This is a genomic window from Natrialba sp. INN-245, from assembly GCF_009807105.1.
Classification (GTDB): Archaea; Halobacteriota; Halobacteria; order Halobacteriales; family Natrialbaceae; genus Natrarchaeobius; species Natrarchaeobius swarupiae.
The window spans coordinates 93,269-111,984 of sequence record NZ_WUBV01000036.1 but is presented as its reverse complement, the minus strand read 5'-3'; the positions used below and the strand labels follow the sequence as shown (position 1 = coordinate 111,984).

Below are 18,716 nucleotides of genomic sequence, written 5' to 3'. Positions count from 1 at the left end.
TTTGCGAGTCACTCGAGAGACGGTGTCCTCGCGTCACTCGAGTGCCGTCCGTAGATCTCCGATCACGTCGTCGTAGGCTTCGTGGGCTCGCTCGAAGTTCGCCGGCTCCGAGACCATACTGAAGAAGCCGTGGATCACGTCGTCGTAGTTCCGATACGTGACGGGAACGCCGGCAGCCTCGAGTCGGTCGGCGTAGGCGGCGCCGTCGTCCCGGAGCGGATCGAAGCCGGCCGTGACGACCGTCGCAGGCGGGAGTCTGGAGAGGTCCGCCGCGCGGCGGGGGGCCGCGTAGACGTTCCCGCGATCGATCTCGCACTCGAAGTAGTGATCGCTGAACCACTGTATGTCGTCGGTTGTCAAGAAGTGCCCCTCGGCGTTTCCTTCGTCGGAATCGGTCGACTCGAGGTCGCCAGTGCTGGGGTAGATCAACAGCTGGTAGGCTGCCTCGGGCCCGCCGCGATCGCGGGCGAGTAGCGCCGTCGCGGCCGCCAGGTTGCCGCCAGCGCTGTCGCCCGCGAGGACGATCCGGTCGGGATCGCCACCGAAGTCGGGTGCGGCCTCGGCGAGCCACTCGAGTGTCGCATAACAGTCCAGCAATCCCGCCGGAAACGGGTGTTCCGGGGCGAGGCGGTAGTCGACGCTGACGACTGGATACCCCGAGTCGGCGGCGAGTTTCCGGCAGGTTCCGTCGTGGGTCTCGAGGCTGCCGATCACCCAACCGCCGCCGTGAACGTAGAGGACGACGGGTCTGCCAGTCGCGTCGCTCGTCCCATCCTCAGTTCTGTTGGGCTCGTGGTGATCGTCGGTTTCGGGCTCGTAGATCCGAATCGGGATCTCGCCGTTTGGGCCGTCGACCGTCCGGTCTTCGGTCGGCAGATCGACCGTCGGCTCCGCGGGTGCTCGGAACTGCTCTATCATCCGACGGGCGTCGGCGGGCGCGAGTTCGGACAGAGGCGGGGCGTCGATCGATTCGTACCGCTCGAGGAACTCCCGAACGTCGGGGTGGAGTTCGTCGGCGCGTGTCGTCATACCCTCAGTCGTTCTTCGCCGTCGCGCAAAAAGGTCGTCACCCGGACTGCTCCCGCCGATCCGTTTCACACCACTTATTTCGGTTCGGAGCGGCCCTTCGAGCGATGGCCAACCAGGATCTCATCGACGCGCTCCGAGCAGCGGATGCGGTGTCGTTCGGCGAGTTCGAACTCTCCTCCGGCGGCACCAGCGAGTACTACATCGACAAGTACCTCTTCGAGACGGATCCGCGCTCTCTCGAGGCGGTCGCGGAGGCGTTCGCCGACCACCTCGAGGAAGACGACACGCTGGGCGCCGTCGCCCTCGGCGGCGTCCCCCTCGCGGCGGCGACCAGCGTCGAGGCGGGCGTCCCCTACGTCATCGCGCGCAAACAGCGCAAGGATCACGGCACCGGCAACCTGATCGAGGGGCGACTCGAGGAGGGCGAGGAAGTCGTCGTCCTCGAGGACGTCGTCACGACGGGAAAGAGCCTCGTCGACGCGATCGAGGCGCTTCGCGACGCCGGCGCGACGGTCGAGCGCGCGCTGGTCGTCGCCGACCGCGAGGAAGGCGGCCGAGAGGCAGTCGAGGAGACCGGAGTCGAGATGGAGGCGCTCGTGACCGCGAGCGAGTTGCTCGCTGACCGGGACGAATAGACGTTCCCAGCGACGAACGCGTTACTGTCCGTACAACTCGAACTTCTCGAGGACCGTCTCCAACTGGTCGTCCGACAGCGTCGTCGGCTCGAGCCCAGCCGCCCGCGTCTGAAGGTAGAGTCGCGCGAGACTTTCGACGTGGTGGGTGTTCTCTACGGCGGTCTCGAGGTCGGGTGCGGTGACGACGAGGCCGTGATTCTCGATGAACGACGCCGTCGCGTCGGCCTCGTCCATCGCGCGAACGATGTTTTCGGCCAGTTCGTCGGTGCCGTAGGGTGCGTACTCGGCGACGGGAACCCGTTTTCCGACGGCGACGATCATGTAGTGGACCGGCGGCAGTGGCTCGCGTGCGACCGCCATCGCTGTCGACCACGGCGAGTGGGTGTGAACGATCGCGCCGACGTCCTCGCGCCGGTAGATCGAGGTGTGCATCGGCACCTCGCTGCTCGGGACCATCTCCCCGTCGCGCTGGTCGCCGTCGAGGCCGACGACCGGCACGTCTGCGGCGTCGAACCCGTCGTAGGGGACGCCGGTCGGGGTGATCGCGAACGCGTCGCCGTCGCGGCCGTCGCGAACGCTCAGGTTGCCGGTCCGGCCCGGCGTCAGCGCGGCGAGGTCGGGCGCACCGTCGACGACGGCCCGCCGCTGGGACTCGAGGATCATCGTACCAGCTCCGTTAGCTGCCCGAACGCATCTATTCTGTGGTCGGGGTTCCGGCGTCCCTCGAGGCGCTCGTCAGCCCAGTCGCCGTCGGGATCGAACAGCACCGTTTCGATCCCGGCTGCGTTGCCCCCGACGATATCCGCGTCGACGTTGTCACCGACCATCACCGCCTCCGACGGCGTCCGCTCGAGGCGAGCCAGCGGGAGCGTGAACATGACTGATCCGGGCTTCTCCCGGCCGGTCTCCTCGGAGGTGAGAAGCAGATCGATCTGGGCCTCGAGGCCCAGCCGTTCGACCTTCGCGAGCTGGATGCGCGTCGTGAGGTTCGTCACGACGGCGACGTCGACCCCCGTCTCGCCGAGTGTCGTCAGGGTCTCCTCGACGCCCGGAAAGAGTTGCATCTCCTCGAGGTAGGCCTGCCAGAACGCCTCCCCGAGCGCCAGGGCGTCGCCAGCTCGCGGTTCGCCGGTGTGTTCCTCGAGCGCACGCTTGAAGTAGAGAAAGCGCTCGTGGGTCGCGGCAGTTCCCGAGAGTTCGCGTTTCACCTCGCGTCGGCCGGACTGGTAGAACGCCTCGAACTCGGTTCGGTCGAGGTCGTAGCCCAGGTCGCGACCCTCCTCGAGTGCCGCCTCCATTCCTGCCGTCTTACACGGCTGGTACGGGTAGAGCGTGTCGTCGAGGTCGAGCAACACGGTCGTTACGGTCATACGTGTCTCGTGTTCACCGAGACGCAAAACGAGTACCGGTCGTTTGCCCCAGGGCGACGCCCGTTCGAGTCGGTGGAGTGGTCGACCATCACAACGCTTTTATCCCGAACGAGTTTATCCGTAGCTACGATGGTAGGTGTCCGCTTTACAGGGGCGTCAGCCCGCTTTTAACTCACACCTACCGTGCGCTGTGTCGAACTCGAACTCCGACGACGATCAGCGGACGGTCCGGGCGACGAACCCGGTCGCGGACAACCCACCGGAACCCTCACATCCATGTCAGAATCCGAATCAGAACCGGAGTCAGCCGAGTCGATAGCGGTCGTCCTCCCCGACGGATCCGAACTCGAGGTCCCCGAGGACGCCACGGTCGAAGACTGCGCCTACGAGATCGGGCCCGGTCTCGGTCGGGACACGGTCGCCGGGAAACTCGACGGCGAACTGGTCGCCAAAGAAGCACCCGTCTCCGACGGCGTCGAACTCGAGATCGTCACCGACGGCTCCGAGGAGTATCTGCGGGTGATGCGCCACTCCGCCTCGCACTGTCTCGCACAAGCGGTCGAACGCCACTACGACGACGTCGACCTCGCGATCGGGCCGCCGACCGACGACGGCTTCTACTACGACTTCGACAACCTCGATATCGACGAGGCCGACCTCGCGGAACTCGAGACCGAGATCGAGGAGATCGTCGAGGCCGACTACGAGATCGAACGCGAGGACGTCTCGATCGAGGAGGCCGAAGACCGCCTCGCGGACGAGCCGTACAAACTCGAACTGCTCTCCGAGTTCGCCGACGAGAACGAGCAGGTCTCGTTCTACAGGCAGGGCGAGTGGGAGGACCTCTGTGCCGGCCCCCACGTCGACTCGACGGGCGAGATCGGTGCGGTCGACCTCCTCGAGATCGCGGGCGCCTACTGGCGCGGCGACGAGGAGAACACGATGCAGACCCGGATCTACGGCACCGCGTTCGAAGACGAGTCTGCCCTCGAGGAGTACCTCGAGCGCCGTCAGGAGGCCCAGGAACGCGACCATCGCCGAATCGGCAACGAGATGAACCTGTTCTCGATCCAGGACGTCACTGGTCCCGGCCTCCCTCTCTACCACCCGCCGGGCAAGACCGTCCTCAAAGAACTGGAGGGGTTCGTCGAAGACTTAAACGAGGATGCGGGCTACGACTACGTCGAGACGCCCCACGTCTTCAAGACGGATCTCTGGCACCGGTCGGGCCACTACGAGAACTACGAGGACGACATGTTCATCTTCGACGTCGGCGACGACGAGTTCGGCCTCAAGCCGATGAACTGCCCCGGCCACGCCGCCATCTTCCAGGACCAGTCCTGGAGCTACCGGGATCTCCCCATCCGGTACGCCGAGAACGGCAAGGTGTATCGGAAAGAACAGCGCGGCGAACTCTCGGGACTTTCGCGGGTCTGGGCGTTTACCATCGACGACGGACACCTGTTCGTCAGTCCGGAAGGTATCGAGGCGGAAGTCGAAGCCATCATGGACATGATCGTCGACGTCCTCGAGACGTTCGACCTGGAGTACGAGATGGCGCTTGCGACCCGGCCCGAGAAGTCGGTCGGCTCGGATGAGATCTGGGAACAGGCCGAGTCGCAACTCGAGTCGGTCCTCGAGAAACGCGACCTCGAGTACGATCTCGAGGAGGGCGACGGCGCATTCTACGGCCCGAAGATCGACTTCGCGTTCGAGGACGCCATCGGCCGAAGCTGGGACGGCCCGACCGTCCAACTCGACTTCAACATGCCCGAGCGGTTCGACCTCTCTTACGTGGGCGAAGACAACGAGGAACACCGCCCCGTGATGATCCACCGGGCGCTGTACGGCTCCTACGAGCGCTTCTTCATGATGCTCATCGAGCACTACGAGGGGAACTTCCCGCTGTGGCTCGCACCCGAGCAGGTTCGCGTCCTCCCTATCTCGGATGCGAACCTCGAGTACGCCTACGAGATCGCCGACCGGTTCGACGAATTCCGCGTCGAAGTCGACGACCGCGACTCCACGCTCGAGCGCAAGATCCGTGCGGCCCACGACGATCGGGTCCCCTACCAGATCATCGTCGGCGACAACGAGGAAGAAGCTGGAAATATCTCGGTGCGTGACCGATTCGAAGACCAGGAGTACGACGTCGAGATCGACGCGTTCGAGGCCCACCTCGAGGCCGAACGCGACGAGAAACGGACCGAGCCGGACTTCCTGCAGTAGCGTCTCGGCTACCAGGCCCTCGAGCTGCCGATTTCGTATCGCAGTACGCCTCTCGGTGAATTCGGGTGTCCTCCGCCCGCGATCACACCGTCCCGGAATCGAGTTCGCGACCGAGAACACGTTGGTATCGTGAACTGTTTTGCTCGTCCAGTGCGTAGCCGTTGGTACCACCGATGGCGAACTCGGATCGTGAGCGGGAGTCGATGTCGACTCGAGCCTGGGCTTTCATCGCAATAGCGGGTTCGATTGGTCTCGTTCAGGGCGTGTGGATGGGAACTGTCGTTTCGACGTTCGCGAGTGGGTTTCTCGCGTTTGCCGGGTTCACCGGTGTCGGCAGGGACCGTTCACCTCGGTTCGATCGCTGGGCGGAACGACACTCACCGATCGAGAAAATGGCAATCGTAGCGCTGTTCGTCTTCCTCGCGTACATGATCTGGGAGGACGCCGGATCGTCCGGGCCCTCGCCTGGTGCACTCGCTACGTTCTATCGTAGCCACTGCTGGTGAGGACGTCAGAACGCGGCCGACGGGTTACTCGTCGTCGAACTCGAGTGCCACCGAGTTGATACAGTAGCGCTTCCCCGTCGGCTCGGGGCCGTCGTCGAAGACGTGGCCGAGGTGGCCGCCACACTCAGCACACAGCACTTCGGTGCGGCGCATTCCGTGGCTGATGTCGAGTCTCATCTCGATCCGGTCGTCGTCGGTGTCGTAGAAACTCGGCCAGCCACAGCCCGAGTCGAACTTCGTCTCGGAGTCGAACAGGGTCGCGCCACAGCCGGCACAGGCGTAGCTACCGTCTTCCTTGTGGTCGACGTACTCACCGCTGAACGGCTGTTCGGTTCCGGCTTCCCGAAGGACGTGGTACTCCTCGTCGCTGAGCTTCGACCGCCACTCGCCGTCGGATTCGCCCCGGCGATCCACACCGGATTCCTCCTGTCGCTCAGATTCGTGACTCATACCTCCCTCTAGAACCGAGACGACCAAGAGTCTGTCCTCGACGTCGGTCGCCCGTTTCCGCTCACCGGGCCGTTATAATATCGGTGCTTTCACACTTCGGACACTGCGTCATCCGGCCCAGCTTTGGCACCTCGAGCCGGAGCCACTCCTCGCTGCCTCCCGGTGCTTCGAACCCGCAGTTCCGACACCGCGATTGATTGGCCGTGGCTGTCTCACTGGACATGCTGTGTGCTACGATACCGTCCGTCATATATGTTCCCACGACCGGTGCGAACGCGAAGCCAGACGTCGCGACAGCGAGCGTGTGACAGTTCGTAATACGAGTATGACAGGTACTCGTCGGACCCGCTGTGATTCGATACCGGCGACCGCATGGGCGGACCGTAGAGTCGGCGGTATACGTGGCCGCATCAGGTCGGGTCGGGTGGGGACGACTCTACTGCGGCTGTCGATCGATCCGGTTTCGCGTCACTCCGACCGGAGACCACGCCGTCGGTCGCTCGACCGTCGCTGAACCGAACGACCGAATCGTCCGAGCGGCCGCACTCGAGGGCGTCGAACCGGTCGAAGACGTCGATCGCCCGATCGCCGTCGACGCAGGGAGCGACGTGGACGAGTTCCCCGTCTTCGAACTCGGCGAGTGCGATGGTGGGGAGGCGGTGGACGTCGTGGCGGTCGCCCGTGATCGTCGATTCGCAGCGACTCCGTTTGAAAAACGGTTCCAGTCGTCGCCCGGTCTGTGCCGCCCACGATTCGAACGCCTCGAGGCGGTTCTGGATTCGGGCCAGTTGTGGAATTCGCTCCGACCGATCCGTGTGTTCGACCTTCGGACCCCAGATCCGGACGTCGGCGACCTCGACGTTCGTCGTCGCTTCGAGTCGCTCGAGGCGTTCGAGTGCACGCTCCTGTGTCGGGCCGGTCGTCGCCGGCGCGAACGATCGGATCCACAACTCGACAGTCCGAGATGAAGGGTCTGTGTTCTGCACGCGTGATCTCCGTCGAGGCTGTCCACGACCGCGTATAAAAGTATTACCCGGCCACTCAACGTACGAAACTGTTCGACTCGCTGGGTGCTCGTGTGGGAGGTCGATCGACTGGAACGCGGGGACGACCCTACTAGTGAGGGCAAGTTATTTTATGTCTATTTGTGGTATGCCCGCTATCCGACTGCTATCGGGCGGAGCCAGCGAGAAAGAGAATGCAACAGGAACACATCGACGCAGGGAAGGAAATACAGAAGCGGACCGGAAAGACGTTCTACCTCGCAACGCGGTTTCTCCCGAAGCGGGTTCGACACGCCACGCACGTCCTCTACGCGTTCTTCCGTATCGCGGACGAAGTCGTCGACGACGCGGAAGGGGTCTCCCCGGACCGACAGCGGGCCGAACTCGAGTCGCTTCGCGCACAGGCACTCGGCGAGACCGAGCCCGACGAGCCGGTTCTCGAGGCGTTCGTCGAACTGACATCCCGATACGGTATCGCTGACGAGGAGGTCGCGGAGTTTCTCGACGCGATGGCGACCGACATCACCACGAGCCGGTACGAGACGTACGACGACCTCGAGTCGTACATGCGCGGTTCGGCGGCCGCGGTCGGCGTGATGATGACCGCGATCATGGAACCGGAGATGGAGGAGACGGCGCTCCCCCACGCGATCAAACTCGGGGAGGCCTTCCAGCTTACCAACTTCCTGCGCGACGTCCGCGAGGACGTCGTCGACCGCGACCGGATCTATCTTCCACAGGAGACCCTCCGAACCCACGGCGTCTCGAGCGAACAGATCGAGCGCCTCGAGTTCTCCGAGGAGTTCGCCACGGCGATGGCAGACGAACTGGACCGGGCAGAACGCCTCTACCGGGAGGGCGTCGCCGGTATTCGGTACCTGCCCGCCGACTGTCAGCTTCCGGTCTTGCTCGCCGCCGTCCTCTACGCCGAACATCACGCCCTCATCCGAGAGCAGGGGTACGACGTTCTCTCGACCGAGCCGTCGCTGTCGACGACGCGAAAGCTCGTTTGCGTCGCGAAAACGCGCTGGCACTGGCACTGGAACCGCGATCCCGAAGCAGTGTTTCAACGGGTCTCTGCGGTTCCGATGGCCGAGGGAGAGGCGGACGCTCGAGGGTCGGGCCACGGCGGGGGCGTGCCGACCCGGTGAAACGGACCGGTGCAAGAGTCGCGGAGAGAACCGCGATCTCCCGGTTGCGCCGATATCGGCCTCCCGATCATCCGGGGAGTGCCGTCCGCACCATCTCGAGGTCGTAGCGGTCCGTCCTGAACAGGCCGAGACAGAACGCGCCGGCGACGGCCGCCGCCACCCAGTTGCCGTACAGGAGGTTGATCGTCCCCCAGAGCAAGACGAAGCTCACCAGATCGTCGAGGACGAACTCGCAGTCGCGAACGCGCTCGAGTACCGCCTCGCGGTCGAACGCGAGGTCGACGAGGACGACGGCGACGGTCCCCGAGATCACCCAGCCGACGTAGTTCGAGACCGGGACGCCGTAGTAGACGCCGGGTGGAACGAACGTCCAGAAGCCGATCGCCACCGCTGCGGGGTCGAGAACGAGGTCGATGGCAACGATAGCGACGATCGCGGCCGGAACCCGAACCAGAATGCGCTCGCTCCAACGACCGAGCACCAACAGCGTCAGCAGGTACGCGTTCAGGACCAGCGGGATGAAAAACAGCGGGAGCGCGAGGGGCACCTCGTCAAATAGCATCGGACCCAGTTGGATCGTGTACTCGAACGCGCCGTAGGGCCAGTCGGTCCGCACACCGACGACCTCGATCGCGTACGTGTAGGCGGTGAGAACACCGAGACAGCCGAGCGCCCACCACCCGATCCGCGGAAGCAAGCCGACGATCAACGGCGAGCGCATGACGGCCGTCCCGAAGAGGATCAACAGCGGGTTGTACTCGAGTGCCGGTGGCAACAGTCCCTCCGCGCTCGCGACGAGCGTCACCGCGCCGACGAACGGAAAGATGACCGCGATGGTAAAGCGGTTCTCCCGAACGATCCTCTCGAGGCGACGCTGGATGGCCGCTCTCGAGTGGATCCCGTCACGAACGTCCGAGAATCGGTTATCCATAGGTCAGCCTCCAGAGGGCGCCCAGCGTCAGTATCGTGCCGACGACGGTGTTGATCGCCGGAAACCACCAGTAGGCTCGATCGACGGCGACGCTCGAGGCGGTGATGGCCACCACGAGGACCGGGTAGACGAGTAGCACTGCCCCGAACCGTGGGTCGAGGAGTGCGAACGCGCCAGCGCTCGCGAGCCAGCACGCGCCGCAGTAGGCGTAGGTCCGGCGTTCGCCCAGGACCGTCGCGGTCGTCCGGATACCCGCCTTGCGGTCGGGTTCGACGTCAGGGATCGCCGAGAACGTGTGCATTCCCATCGCCCAGAGCCAGCCTCCCAGGACGGCCAGTAGAGGTGGCTGGACGCCGGCGACCGCCGCGTAGGCGGCCGCGCCCGGAACGACGTAGAGCCCGTTCGAGACCGAATCCAGGAACGGGGTCGTCTTGAACCGCAGCGGCGGCGCGCTGTAGGCCGCACCGAGGACGAGAAACGCGCCGATCCACGGCCAGGCCACCCGCGGGACGATGATGGCAGCGACCGGAAGCGCAAGCGCCCCGCAGATGACGACAGCGACCGGGACGTACCGCTGGCCGCGATACCGCGTCTCGCGACCGTCTTTTTTCGGGTTTGTTGCATCGATCCCGCGGTCGTAGACGTCGTTTACCCCGTAGAGGTAGACGTTCGCCGGGAGCAGGAAGTACGCAAAGAGCGCGACCGCGGCGGGGGAAGCAAGCTCACTCACCGTCTCAGCACCGTACGCAACGCCGACGAGTACCGGTCCCGCGAGATAGAACCAAAAGCGCGGCCGCGAGAGCACCAGCAGGTACGAGAGCTCGTCGAACACCGTCGATCGCTCCGTCGATTCCGGGTTCGACACGAGGGGACGTCACCTCCGACCCGACCGGCCGTAGTCCTCGAGCACAGCCTCGGCGGTCAACTCGCCGCTGATGAGACACATCGGCATCCCGATTCCGGGAGTGGTGTCGCCGCCGACGAAGTAGAGTCCGTCGACCGCCTCCGAGCGGTGTGGCGGGCGGAACAGCGACGTCTGGCGGAGCGTGTGTGCCAGCCCGAGGGCCGTCCCCTGGAAGCTGTTGTAGCGGTCGGCGAACTCCTCGATGCAAAATCGCTCCTCGAGGACGATCCGGTCGCGGAGGTCGGCGCCGGTGTTCTCGGCGATGTCCGCGAGAATCTTCTCGCGATACCGGTCGCGGATCTCCGGAGTGTCCTCGAGTCCGGGTGCGATCGGGACGAGGACGAACAGGGCGCTGTGGCCGTCCGGCGCGACGGAGTCGTCCGTCTCGGAAGGAACGCAGAGGTAGTACGCCGGATCCTCGGGCCACGCCGGTTCCTCGAAGATCCGATCGAAGTGGTCCTCCCACTCCGCGGGGAGGACGAGCGTGTGGTGGGCGAGTTCGTCGACCTCGCCCTCGACGCCCAGATAGAGCAAGAATGCAGAGGGGGCGTACGTCCGGGACTCCCAGTAGTCGGCGTCGTAGCTTCGCCGTTCCGGCGTGAGTAACTCGCGTTCGGTGTGAGCGTAGTCGGCGTTGCTGACGACCAGATCCGCCCGAATCGGTCCGTCAGGTGTCTCGAGGAGGAACGCACCTTCCCGTCCTTTGATCTCACTCACCGGTCGACCGGTCTCGTACTCGACGCCCAGTTCGCCCCCGAGCGCTGCGACGGCGTCGATCACGGCTCCGATCCCGCCGTCGGGATACCAGACGCCGAGGTTGAAGTCGACGTGGCTCATCAGGTTATAGAGTGCCGGCGTGTTCGACGGCGAACCGCCGAGAAACACCAGCGTGTACTGCATGATCTGTTGAAGCCGTGGATGGTCGAAGTAGTTCTCGACGTGGCCCTGCATCGAGCCGAGCAGCGTCAACCCCCTCGCGTGGCGGGCGACGTCGAGGTCGACGTAGTCCCGCAGTCGCGACCGGTCCTCGTAGACGAAGTGTTTCATCCCCACTTCGTAGTTTTCGCGGGATGTCTCGAGGTACCGTTCCAGCCTCTCACCCGCACCCGATTCGTACGCCTCGAACAGCTCCTTCGTTCGCTCGAGATCGGGGGTGATGTCGACGTACTCGGCGTTTTCCGAACCGTTCGATCCGTCCGAAACTCCACGTCCGTCACCATCCTTGAAGAAAATCCGGTAGTGAGGATCGAGGTGAGTCAGCTCGTAGTACTCACTCGGCGTCCGGTCGAAGTCGGCAAAAAAACGCTCGAAGACGTCGGGCATCAGATACCACGACGGCCCCATGTCGAACCGGAAGCCGTCGCGCTCGAGGCGACTCGCCCGGCCGCCGAGTTGCTCGTTTTTCTCGACGACGCGAACGTCGGCACCCGCGTCAGCGAGGTAACACGCCGTCGAGAGTCCCCCGATTCCGGCTCCGATCACGACGACGGACTCGCCGGCCAGCGATTGCATATCTCGAGTGACCATATGTACGGTGATAAATCTGTTTCACACGAATGTAGGGTGTCGGCGATTCACGGCTCGGTTTCGCGTCGTCCGCTCCGTCTGGGACGGTCTGTTTCGTCCGGGTTGCCGTCAGTCACTAGTGACCCGATGGCGAATGGCCTGTGGTTGTGCCGGGCCTGTGCTCCGTATCGCTCGTTCTCGAGTCCGTCGCGAGCCGTCGACGGCTGGGTGCTCGGTACGCCAACCGGCTCGCAGCGGCAATCGATCGTCCACGTCGGCTTCGATCACAGGTGGTTCCTTGATGCTCGCGGTCGTACGAGCGCTATGAACGGACGAACTGCCGTCGTCACCGGCGGCACCCGAGGCATCGGCCGCGCCGTCGCGGATGCGTTCGCGACCGAGGGTGTGACCGTCGTCGTCGGCGCTCGAGACGGCGAGGCGGTCGAGCGGACGGTCGAGGCACTCGAGGAAACCGAGGGGAGCGCGGCGGGTGTTCGAACCGACGTCCGCGATGAGTTCGACGTCGAACGCCTCGTCGAGGTCGCGTCGAAAGCGGGAGACAGGTCCGGGATCGACGTCGTCGTCGCTGCCGCCGGCGTCTATCACGGCGATCCGGGCGAGACGCCGACGGACGAAGAGTCGTACTCCTCTATCGACGACCACTGGCGGACGAACGCACGCGGCGTCTTCGCGACCGTCCGGGAAGCGCTCGCACACTTAAACGACGGTGCACGGGTCCTCGTTCCGACGGGTGCCGTCGCACGCGAGGGCCGGCCGGGATACGGATCGTACGCCGTCTCGAAGGCCGCCGCCGAGGCGATCGCTCGGGGGTTCGCCGCCGACACCGAAGCGACCGTCTGTTGTCTCGATCCCGGACAGGTCGCGACTGAGCTGACGGACGGTACCGGACGCGACCCCGAGACCGTCGCGCCGATGTTCGTCTGGGCGGCGACCGAGGCCGATCCGTCCTCGATCGACGGTGCCGTCGTCGACCTGAAGGCGTGGCGCAGCGCGACCCGGTGAGTCACTCGCCGCCCCGTTCCGGCAACTCGAGGCCCGTCTCGACGTCGCCCCGCGACCGCGCGTAGACGTAGGAGGCGATCAACAGCACGGCCCCGAGGACGAGAAACGAGAGCGTCCGGGCGACGGTGTCGAGATCCCGCGTGTCGAAGAGAAACACCTTCGCGGTGGCAAGCCCCAGGACGGCGATGCCGAGCGCGCGGACGCCTCGAACGTCGGTCGCTATCCCAACTCCGAGCAGAGCGGAGCCGAACAGTATCCACGCGATCGATACGCCGAGTCCCGATAGCTCGAGGGCGAGGACGATCACGCCGAGTCCCGTGGCAACGATCGCATAGTTCGCGACCGTCGCGGGCAGGAACCGACGCTCGAGATCGGTCAGCACGTCGGTTCGCGAGAACCACCACGCGAGTGCGTAGAAGACGCCGATCGCGAGCACAAACGCGACGGGACGGCCGGTCAGGATCACGATTGGCTCCGCGGCGTCGAACGCCGGGAGCTCCGTCGCATCGACGGCGAGCAGTTTGAGGACGAGCGCGCTGGCGACGGCGTGTGCGCCGACCCGAAACGCGGGCGCGTCAGCCTCTGTCGAGAGTGCGACCGCCCCACCGATCACGGCAAGTGCGCCGACGGTGGTCGCGAACGTTCCGACGGCCATCGCGACCCCGCCGGCGAGGAAGGCGACGGACCCCGCGGCCGCCGCTCCGTCGCGTCGAACCGGGGCGCGGTCCGTCACGGCGTAGGTCGCGGCGAGCGCGAGGGCGACCGCGATCGCACCGACCCCGTCGATCGCTACCTCGGGAAACCCTTCCCGGAGAGCGATCTCGAGAAACAGCGTCGCGAAACCGGCGTTGGCGACGGTGGTGACGGCCAACCGGGCGCGATGGATCCGGCTGTGCGTGGACTCGAGTTCGGGGTCGACATCCGACCGGCGGAGCACGTACCCCCCGACCAAGAAGAGGGCGAAGGCGGCGACGCCGGCCACACCGATGGCGGTGGCGGGCGGCTCGAGATCGACGACCCACAACAACAGGACTCCGTAGGTGGCGAACGTACTGGCGCTGACGAGCCGACCCCAAGGTCGAACCGTCGCGATTGCGACGATCCCGCCGCCGAGCAAGAGGACGTACGCTGGGGTCAGGACGACAGTAGCGGCGTCGGTGCTCAGCGTGGCAGTCACGTAGCCGAGCAAGAAGGCCTCGCCGACGACGAACGGGGCTCGGTCGCGGACCGAAACGATCGCCGCGACCGCAACGAGCGCCGTCAGCGAGGCGAGGGCTGCCCACAGCGGAGTTCCGATCGCGTCGCGATAGCTCTCGAAGCCGTAGGCGGCGTAAACGCTGAAGTAGGCGATCGCCAGCCCGGTTCCTGCGGCGATGCGTCCCCAGCGACGGTATCCCTGTCGGGTGGCCGCGAAGCGGCCACCTGCAAGCAATCCGACGCCGGTGAGCGTACCGAGTGCAACTCGTCCGCCCGGTCCGAGCAGCCCGATCTCGATCGCGAGGCGAACGAAGAAGACGACGCCGACGACGAGCGCGAGCGCGCCGACGAGCCCGAGCCAGCGAACCCCGAGCGCGAGTTCCCAGTCCCGGTCGGCTGCCAGCCGGTCGCTGAGCGTCTCGCCGCCGGTCGACTTCGTCACCGCACTGTCCGCCGACGCTGATGGATTGCCTGATTCGGCTTCTGTTGTCTCGGTCTCCTCGGTGGCAGTTTGTTCGTCCGGGCCGTCGACGCCGTCACTTTCGCCGGACTCGGACGGTGGTTCCGACTCGACCGCCTCGAGTCGACGATGGAGGGCGTCGACCTCGTTGCGAAGTCGTTCGACTTCGCGACGGAGTTCGTCGTCGTTCATCACCGGTTACATTTTCTTCGTCGATCGTATAACGTTCGGGGGAGTGGTTCGTTCGGCTCGTTTCGGGCCGCCCCGAATGCATTTCTCGAGTCGAACCCGTCGACGGCCGGTGCGATCCCGTTCGTTGCGGTGCGTTCGTAGAAATCACCCTGTTCGACTTTACTCAGTGGCAACTCCCCGTTTTCTATATCTCGATATGTGGTTTATACCTGGCTGGGGCTGGCTGATCGTTCCCTGTTCTAGGCGCTCTCGGACAGCGTTTCAGCGGGGATCAGAATCTGTCGGAACTCGTCGCCGGTGAGACCACTGGACCGTCGTTGGTTCGAGGATGTCTCGGTACTGTTCCCACGGACCGACACAGCATGCGCTATCGGGCGATGCACTCGAGAGAATTCGGCAATTTTAGTCGATATGACCTTCGCGGCGGAGCTGGTCTGCGTCTTGGCTGGTGTAGCGCCACTCGATGGTGGCCTTTTCGTCCTGCCAGTCCCAGGGTTCGGCGACGACGATGTCGTCTTGTTCGATCCAGGTACGGTACTTCATTCGACCCGGAATTCGGCCCAGACGCTCTTCACCGTCTTCACAACGGAGCTGCACGTGGTTGCCACCAAGGTGTTCGGTTACGACGGCAAATACTTCATCGCTGTTGGGCATACGGAGGTTCCGTCGCCCGGATTCTTCTGTCACACACTTACTACGGGCGGTGTACGTTTAAATCATTGGAGATGCATGGTACCACTCCGCGTACCGACGATCCCGCGCGCGGACGGACCTCGAGTACCGATACAGCCGACCTCCGTTCAGAGTTCGCGATCCGAATCCGGGTTTTCGAGTTCCCACAGCAATTCGGGGAGAAACGCCTCCAAATTGTCGACGACGGAGCGGTCGCTGACGTTCAACCCCTCACAGTGGTCGTGTGCCGACTCCCGAATGTCGACGTGGAGGTCGCCATTCTCGAGCCAGACCGCAAGCGGAAACACCGAACACCGCGTCGGTTTCCACCCTTCCTCGAGGTGAAGCGAACAGAGGCCGTCCTCGCGGAGAAAGGCACAGGCGTTCCCGTCCTCAGCGACGTGATCGTCCCGGTCTTTCTCCTCGCGAGTGACGAACTTCTCGCCGCGGAAGTCGGTCGTCGTCTCCGCTAAGTTCGCCCGCTGGGCGAGTTCGAGGAGGTCCCGATCGTAGAGTAAGACGCCGTGGTGACAACACCAGGTGCAGTCTTCGACGCACTCGAACGTGAGGTCGGGATCGAACTCGACGACCACCTCGCGGCCCGGATAGACTTCGACGCGTCGTGGGGACACCTCGCTCACGAACGGACCGACGGCCCGCGCGGGCAAGTGCCTTCTCTTCTCGGCGAACACGGGCGAGGCGTCGCCCGTCGTATTCGAGACCTCGATTGCCGGAATCCGATCGTCTACAGGCGGAACAGGCCGAGTACCTCGGGACTTGACCCCGAGGCGGTTCACACGATCTCGAGTGCGCCGTACATGAACCCAGCGTGAGGCGAGCAGTAGTACGGCTGGACGCCGGCCTCCGTCGCCTCCCACTCGAACGTCTCACCCTCGCTCGCGATGGTTTCGTCGAACTCCTCGCCGCCGCTTCGGTCGTCGATGGAGTCGCTCGAGGTGGCGGTGTGGAAGACGCCGTCCGTGTTGACCCACTCGACCACGGATCCCTCGTCGACGCGGACGAACGCCGGATCGAAGACGAACGCGGGTTCGTCGCCCGTCCCCTCGCGAGTTTCGATTTCGACGGTTTCCTCGCCGGTCCGGTCGACGAACTCCTCGTCGATTTCCTCGATGGCGTCGGTCGAGCCCTCGTCGTTTCCTTCCGTAGCTCGTTTCTCGTTTTCTCCATCGGTAGCGTCCTCCATCCCGTCGTCGGCCGTCACATTACTTCCCGCCGGCTCCGTGTTCTCAGCCGTCCCCTCGTCGTTTTCTTCCGATTGCTGGCCATCGTCGAGACAGCTGGCGAACGCAACGCTCGAGGCGACAGATCCACCGACGACCGCCAGCATCCGACGACGATTCGCTCGAGTAGCGTCCATCGGTGGTTACTCCGGCGGGGTGGGCATGAACTCGCGGTCGATGCCGACCTCGACGTCACCCCAGGGCATCTCGAGGGGACGGACGGCGTGGTGGACGAGCCAGAAGCCGTGCTGGTCCGGATCCTGTCCATCGTGACCGGCTTCCCAGCTGTCCGCCTCCCAGAGGTGGAAGTGGGTAAAATCGTCCGACTGGGGACGATCGTCGTCGACGAACTGGCCGCGAACGCCGATCCCGAAGTAGATGAGGTCGTTCGCTTCTTCGGGGTCGGGCTCGTCGAAGTGGAGGAACATCAGCACGTCTTCGCCGACGAACTTCCAGACGTGTGACGGCGTGTAGCCGTTCGCTTCCTGCTGGGCATCGTTCGTCCACTCGTCGTCGAAGACGTCGACGAGCTCGTCTCGTTGCTCGTCGGAGAGTCCACCTTCTCCGCCGCCGGGTGCGTCCCAGTCGGTGTCGTGACCGTCGCTTCCGTCTTCGGGCGGGGTCGGCATGAAGCCGTTCGACCATCGGCTCGATGGGATCGTCGTGGAACGGGTACTCGATCTCGCGGACGGCGATGTGGGTCAGCCAGTACCCCTCGTCGCCCGTCTCGCCGCCGTGTCTGGCCTCCCAGCCGTCGGCGGTGTGCTGGTGGAAGTGCGTAAACTCCTCGTCAGGCTGACTCTCTTCGGTGAACACCCCCTTCTTGCCGATCGTGATGTAATCGAGCGCCGTGGCTTCCTCCGGATTCGGCTCGTCGAAATGGAGGCCGATCAGGGTTTCGTCGCTGACCCACTTCCAGACGTGTCGCGGCGTGTAGCTTCGCTCGTCACCCTCGATCTCGTGTTGGTCGTCGTTCATCGGCTGGTCGTCGAAGGCGGCGACGAGCGACGCGAGATCTTCCTCGGAAAGTGACTGACCGTCGGGACCCGGCTCGAGACTCGTGAGTTCGGCCGCTTCGTCCTCGTCTCCGTCGTCGGCTTCACTTTCGGATTCGTCCTCTTCTCTCGGGCCGTCGTCCGTCTCGGCGTCCGTTTCCTCCTCGCCGAGACACCCTGCGATGGTGAGGGCGCTGCCCGCTCCGATCGCAGCGAGCAGTCGTCTTCGGTCGACGGCTCGTGTGGGTTCGGGTACCATACCCGTCTATTCCGGAGTTAGAAGAATAGACCTATCCCGGTCGTGTGTGATCAATACCAAACACCCCTCCACTCATACGGATTCCTGTACCGATTTACCGGCGGTGAGTCGAACCGTGTGAGACGAGTCTCGGTGGAGGAGTGTAGCGAGTCCACCGTTGCAACCGCGACCCGGGCGGCGGTTGCGCCGGAAATGACGTACAGCAACCCGTATCAAGTCAGTTCACGGACCGAACTCCTCGATCCGTTCGTGGACGGTTTCTGCCCACTCGTCGACCGCTTCGTGCATCCGTTCCTGTGCGTCCAGTACCGGAATCGCGAAGTACTGGTAGACGTACCCACCTCCGTCGAGGAGGCGTCGTTCACGCTCGACCAGGTTCGTCTCTCGCAGCGTCGACAGCGAACGGTTGACGTTGCTCCTGTCGCGCTCGAGTTCGTCGGCGAGTTCTGCGACCGTACTCCCCGGAAGCTCGTGTAACTGGAAGTACGTGCGGGTCTCGTGGGCCTGGACTCCGAAGACACACTCCATGATCCGTTCGAACTCCGGCCGCTCGACGAGCATGAGGTCTTCCATCTGCTGCTCGCGGTCGGACATAGTTCGTGATTCGTGCGCCAGCACCTAAGTCTGTGGAGGTTCGTGGCGTCTCGTCGCTTCCACGAGGGGTCACTCCTTTGCAGACGGCGACGAGCCAGTTTCCTCGGTCGGTGTCGCTGAATCCGGTGTGGCGAGGCGATACCGCTCGAGACAGGTTTGCATCTCCTCGTCGGTTTCGTACGTGAGCAACTTCAATGGCGTATCGCAGTAGTACGTTCCCGCGTGGCGTCTGAGCGCCATGTTCATCGTCGTTCCGAGAACGTTCACCTCCACGATCACGCGATTTCCGTCCTTGAGCTCCCGGAGGACTTCCCTCGACGTGAGTTCCTTTCGTCCGACGCGGATCGTCTCGGGCATCGTCTGCACTA

General features: G+C 64.5%; 21 protein-coding genes. 6 read left to right on the top strand and 15 right to left on the bottom strand.

Features of this window, described 5'->3' with window-relative positions:
• Positions 1–33: 33 nt before the first annotated feature.
• Positions 34–1,029, bottom strand: a complete 996-nt coding sequence (locus tag GRS80_RS11030) for an alpha/beta hydrolase (RefSeq protein ID WP_160047589.1) — start codon at positions 1,027–1,029, stop codon at positions 34–36.
• A 104-nt stretch (positions 1,030–1,133) separates the two neighbouring features.
• On the opposite strand from GRS80_RS11030, the gene pyrE reads away from it, so the two are divergent.
• Positions 1,134–1,664: an orotate phosphoribosyltransferase gene (gene pyrE, locus GRS80_RS11025; protein WP_160047588.1), complete on the top strand. Its 531-nt coding sequence runs from the start codon at positions 1,134–1,136 to the stop codon at positions 1,662–1,664.
• Between the two features lie 21 nt (positions 1,665–1,685).
• Here pyrE and GRS80_RS11020 read toward each other — a convergent pair whose 3' ends face one another.
• Complete coding sequence (locus GRS80_RS11020) at positions 1,686–2,327, bottom strand: class II aldolase/adducin family protein (RefSeq protein ID WP_160047587.1); 642 nt, start codon at positions 2,325–2,327, stop codon at positions 1,686–1,688.
• Complete coding sequence (locus GRS80_RS11015) at positions 2,324–3,034, bottom strand: HAD family hydrolase (RefSeq protein WP_160047586.1); 711 nt, start codon at positions 3,032–3,034, stop codon at positions 2,324–2,326. Before GRS80_RS11015 ends, GRS80_RS11020 begins: the two co-directional genes overlap by 4 nt.
• Positions 3,035–3,310: 276 nt before the next feature.
• Between GRS80_RS11015 and thrS the strand changes: the two genes are divergently transcribed.
• Together thrS and GRS80_RS11005 are read left to right on the top strand one after the other, a co-directional pair.
• Positions 3,311–5,263 (top strand): threonine--tRNA ligase, encoded by a 1,953-nt coding sequence (thrS, locus tag GRS80_RS11010; RefSeq protein ID WP_160047585.1) that lies wholly within the window; start codon positions 3,311–3,313, stop codon positions 5,261–5,263.
• A 269-nt stretch (positions 5,264–5,532) separates the two neighbouring features.
• Positions 5,533–5,769: a hypothetical protein gene (locus tag GRS80_RS11005; RefSeq protein ID WP_160047584.1), complete on the top strand. Its 237-nt coding sequence runs from the start codon at positions 5,533–5,535 to the stop codon at positions 5,767–5,769.
• 24 nt (positions 5,770–5,793) lie between these two features.
• Here GRS80_RS11005 and msrB read toward each other — a convergent pair whose 3' ends face one another.
• Positions 5,794–6,219: a peptide-methionine (R)-S-oxide reductase MsrB gene (gene msrB, locus GRS80_RS11000; protein ID WP_160047583.1), complete on the bottom strand. Its 426-nt coding sequence runs from the start codon at positions 6,217–6,219 to the stop codon at positions 5,794–5,796.
• A gap of 410 nt (positions 6,220–6,629) precedes the next feature.
• On the bottom strand, positions 6,630–7,205 hold the full coding sequence (locus GRS80_RS10995; RefSeq protein ID WP_343161538.1) for an HTH domain-containing protein: 576 nt from the start codon (positions 7,203–7,205) through the stop codon (positions 6,630–6,632).
• Positions 7,206–7,417: 212 nt separating this feature from the next.
• Here GRS80_RS10995 and GRS80_RS10990 point away from each other — a divergent pair, with 212 nt between their 5' ends.
• On the top strand, positions 7,418–8,374 hold the full coding sequence (locus tag GRS80_RS10990; RefSeq protein WP_160047581.1) for a phytoene/squalene synthase family protein: 957 nt from the start codon (positions 7,418–7,420) through the stop codon (positions 8,372–8,374).
• A 67-nt stretch (positions 8,375–8,441) separates the two neighbouring features.
• On the opposite strand, the gene cruF is transcribed toward GRS80_RS10990, so the two are convergent.
• From cruF to crtI, 3 genes are read right to left on the bottom strand one after another with little or no spacing between them, the layout of a single operon-like run.
• Complete coding sequence (gene cruF, locus GRS80_RS10985) at positions 8,442–9,305, bottom strand: bisanhydrobacterioruberin hydratase (protein WP_160047580.1); 864 nt, start codon at positions 9,303–9,305, stop codon at positions 8,442–8,444.
• A complete protein-coding gene (locus GRS80_RS10980; RefSeq protein WP_343161537.1) occupies positions 9,298–10,170 on the bottom strand; it encodes a prenyltransferase in 873 nt (290 codons plus the stop codon). Before GRS80_RS10980 ends, cruF begins: the two co-directional genes overlap by 8 nt.
• 9 nt (positions 10,171–10,179) lie before the next feature.
• Positions 10,180–11,721 carry a phytoene desaturase family protein gene (gene crtI, locus GRS80_RS10975; RefSeq protein ID WP_160047579.1) on the bottom strand — a complete coding sequence of 514 codons (1,542 nt, stop codon included), beginning with the start codon at positions 11,719–11,721 and terminating at the stop codon, positions 10,180–10,182.
• Between the two features lie 318 nt (positions 11,722–12,039).
• On the opposite strand from crtI, the gene GRS80_RS10970 reads away from it, so the two are divergent.
• Positions 12,040–12,738, top strand: a complete 699-nt coding sequence (locus GRS80_RS10970) for an SDR family oxidoreductase (RefSeq protein WP_160047578.1) — start codon at positions 12,040–12,042, stop codon at positions 12,736–12,738.
• Between the two features lies 1 nt (position 12,739).
• Here GRS80_RS10970 and GRS80_RS10965 read toward each other — a convergent pair whose 3' ends face one another.
• The 5 genes from GRS80_RS10965 to GRS80_RS20715 all read right to left on the bottom strand — a co-directional run bounded on the left by GRS80_RS10965 (position 12,740) and on the right by GRS80_RS20715 (position 17,129).
• The gene (locus GRS80_RS10965; protein ID WP_160047577.1) at positions 12,740–14,587 is read right to left on the bottom strand and encodes a DUF2339 domain-containing protein; all 1,848 of its coding nucleotides are present in this window, start codon (positions 14,585–14,587) and stop codon (positions 12,740–12,742) included.
• Positions 14,588–14,989: 402 nt separating this feature from the next.
• Positions 14,990–15,274 carry a translation initiation factor eIF-1A gene (locus GRS80_RS10960; protein WP_076609512.1) on the bottom strand — a complete coding sequence of 95 codons (285 nt, stop codon included), beginning with the start codon at positions 15,272–15,274 and terminating at the stop codon, positions 14,990–14,992.
• 113 nt (positions 15,275–15,387) lie between these two features.
• The gene (locus GRS80_RS10955; RefSeq protein WP_343161536.1) at positions 15,388–15,900 is read right to left on the bottom strand and encodes a hypothetical protein; all 513 of its coding nucleotides are present in this window, start codon (positions 15,898–15,900) and stop codon (positions 15,388–15,390) included.
• 152 nt (positions 15,901–16,052) lie between these two features.
• Positions 16,053–16,637, bottom strand: a complete 585-nt coding sequence (locus GRS80_RS10950; RefSeq protein WP_160047576.1) for a plastocyanin/azurin family copper-binding protein — start codon at positions 16,635–16,637, stop codon at positions 16,053–16,055.
• 6 nt (positions 16,638–16,643) lie between these two features.
• Positions 16,644–17,129: a hypothetical protein gene (locus GRS80_RS20715; protein WP_235019717.1), complete on the bottom strand. Its 486-nt coding sequence runs from the start codon at positions 17,127–17,129 to the stop codon at positions 16,644–16,646.
• On the opposite strand from GRS80_RS20715, the gene GRS80_RS20710 reads away from it, so the two are divergent.
• A complete protein-coding gene (locus GRS80_RS20710; protein ID WP_235019716.1) occupies positions 17,128–17,532 on the top strand; it encodes a hypothetical protein in 405 nt (134 codons plus the stop codon). The genes GRS80_RS20715 and GRS80_RS20710 overlap by 2 nt on opposite strands.
• 444 nt (positions 17,533–17,976) lie before the next feature.
• Here GRS80_RS20710 and GRS80_RS10940 read toward each other — a convergent pair whose 3' ends face one another.
• Both GRS80_RS10940 and GRS80_RS10935 read right to left on the bottom strand, forming a co-directional pair.
• The gene (locus tag GRS80_RS10940) at positions 17,977–18,348 is read right to left on the bottom strand and encodes a helix-turn-helix domain-containing protein (RefSeq protein WP_160047575.1); all 372 of its coding nucleotides are present in this window, start codon (positions 18,346–18,348) and stop codon (positions 17,977–17,979) included.
• Between the two features lie 69 nt (positions 18,349–18,417).
• A complete protein-coding gene (locus tag GRS80_RS10935) occupies positions 18,418–18,705 on the bottom strand; it encodes a hypothetical protein (RefSeq protein WP_160047574.1) in 288 nt (95 codons plus the stop codon).
• Between the last annotated feature and the right edge of the window lie 11 nt (positions 18,706–18,716).

Bases quoted from the DNA above. Each gene is read 5' to 3' on its own strand.
- GRS80_RS10990 (WP_160047581.1), top strand. From the start codon at position 7,418: ATGCAACAGGAACACATCGACGCAGGGAAGGAAATACAGAAGCGGACC.
- pyrE (WP_160047588.1), top strand. From the start codon at position 1,134: ATGGCCAACCAGGATCTCATCGACGCGCTCCGAGCAGCGGATGCGGTG.
- GRS80_RS11005 (WP_160047584.1), top strand. From the start codon at position 5,533: ATGGGAACTGTCGTTTCGACGTTCGCGAGTGGGTTTCTCGCGTTTGCC.
- GRS80_RS10950 (WP_160047576.1), bottom strand. From the start codon at position 16,637: ATGGACGCTACTCGAGCGAATCGTCGTCGGATGCTGGCGGTCGTCGGT.
- cruF (WP_160047580.1), bottom strand. From the start codon at position 9,305: ATGGATAACCGATTCTCGGACGTTCGTGACGGGATCCACTCGAGAGCG.
- GRS80_RS10970 (WP_160047578.1), top strand. From the start codon at position 12,040: ATGAACGGACGAACTGCCGTCGTCACCGGCGGCACCCGAGGCATCGGC.
- GRS80_RS20710 (WP_235019716.1), top strand. From the start codon at position 17,128: ATGAAGCCGTTCGACCATCGGCTCGATGGGATCGTCGTGGAACGGGTA.
- GRS80_RS10965 (WP_160047577.1), bottom strand. From the start codon at position 14,587: ATGAACGACGACGAACTCCGTCGCGAAGTCGAACGACTTCGCAACGAG.
- msrB (WP_160047583.1), bottom strand. From the start codon at position 6,219: ATGAGTCACGAATCTGAGCGACAGGAGGAATCCGGTGTGGATCGCCGG.
- GRS80_RS10935 (WP_160047574.1), bottom strand. From the start codon at position 18,705: ATGCCCGAGACGATCCGCGTCGGACGAAAGGAACTCACGTCGAGGGAA.
- GRS80_RS11015 (WP_160047586.1), bottom strand. From the start codon at position 3,034: ATGACCGTAACGACCGTGTTGCTCGACCTCGACGACACGCTCTACCCG.
- GRS80_RS11020 (WP_160047587.1), bottom strand. From the start codon at position 2,327: ATGATCCTCGAGTCCCAGCGGCGGGCCGTCGTCGACGGTGCGCCCGAC.
- GRS80_RS20715 (WP_235019717.1), bottom strand. From the start codon at position 17,129: ATGCCGACCCCGCCCGAAGACGGAAGCGACGGTCACGACACCGACTGG.
- crtI (WP_160047579.1), bottom strand. From the start codon at position 11,721: ATGCAATCGCTGGCCGGCGAGTCCGTCGTCGTGATCGGAGCCGGAATC.
- GRS80_RS10940 (WP_160047575.1), bottom strand. From the start codon at position 18,348: ATGTCCGACCGCGAGCAGCAGATGGAAGACCTCATGCTCGTCGAGCGG.
- thrS (WP_160047585.1), top strand. From the start codon at position 3,311: ATGTCAGAATCCGAATCAGAACCGGAGTCAGCCGAGTCGATAGCGGTC.
- GRS80_RS11030 (WP_160047589.1), bottom strand. From the start codon at position 1,029: ATGACGACACGCGCCGACGAACTCCACCCCGACGTTCGGGAGTTCCTC.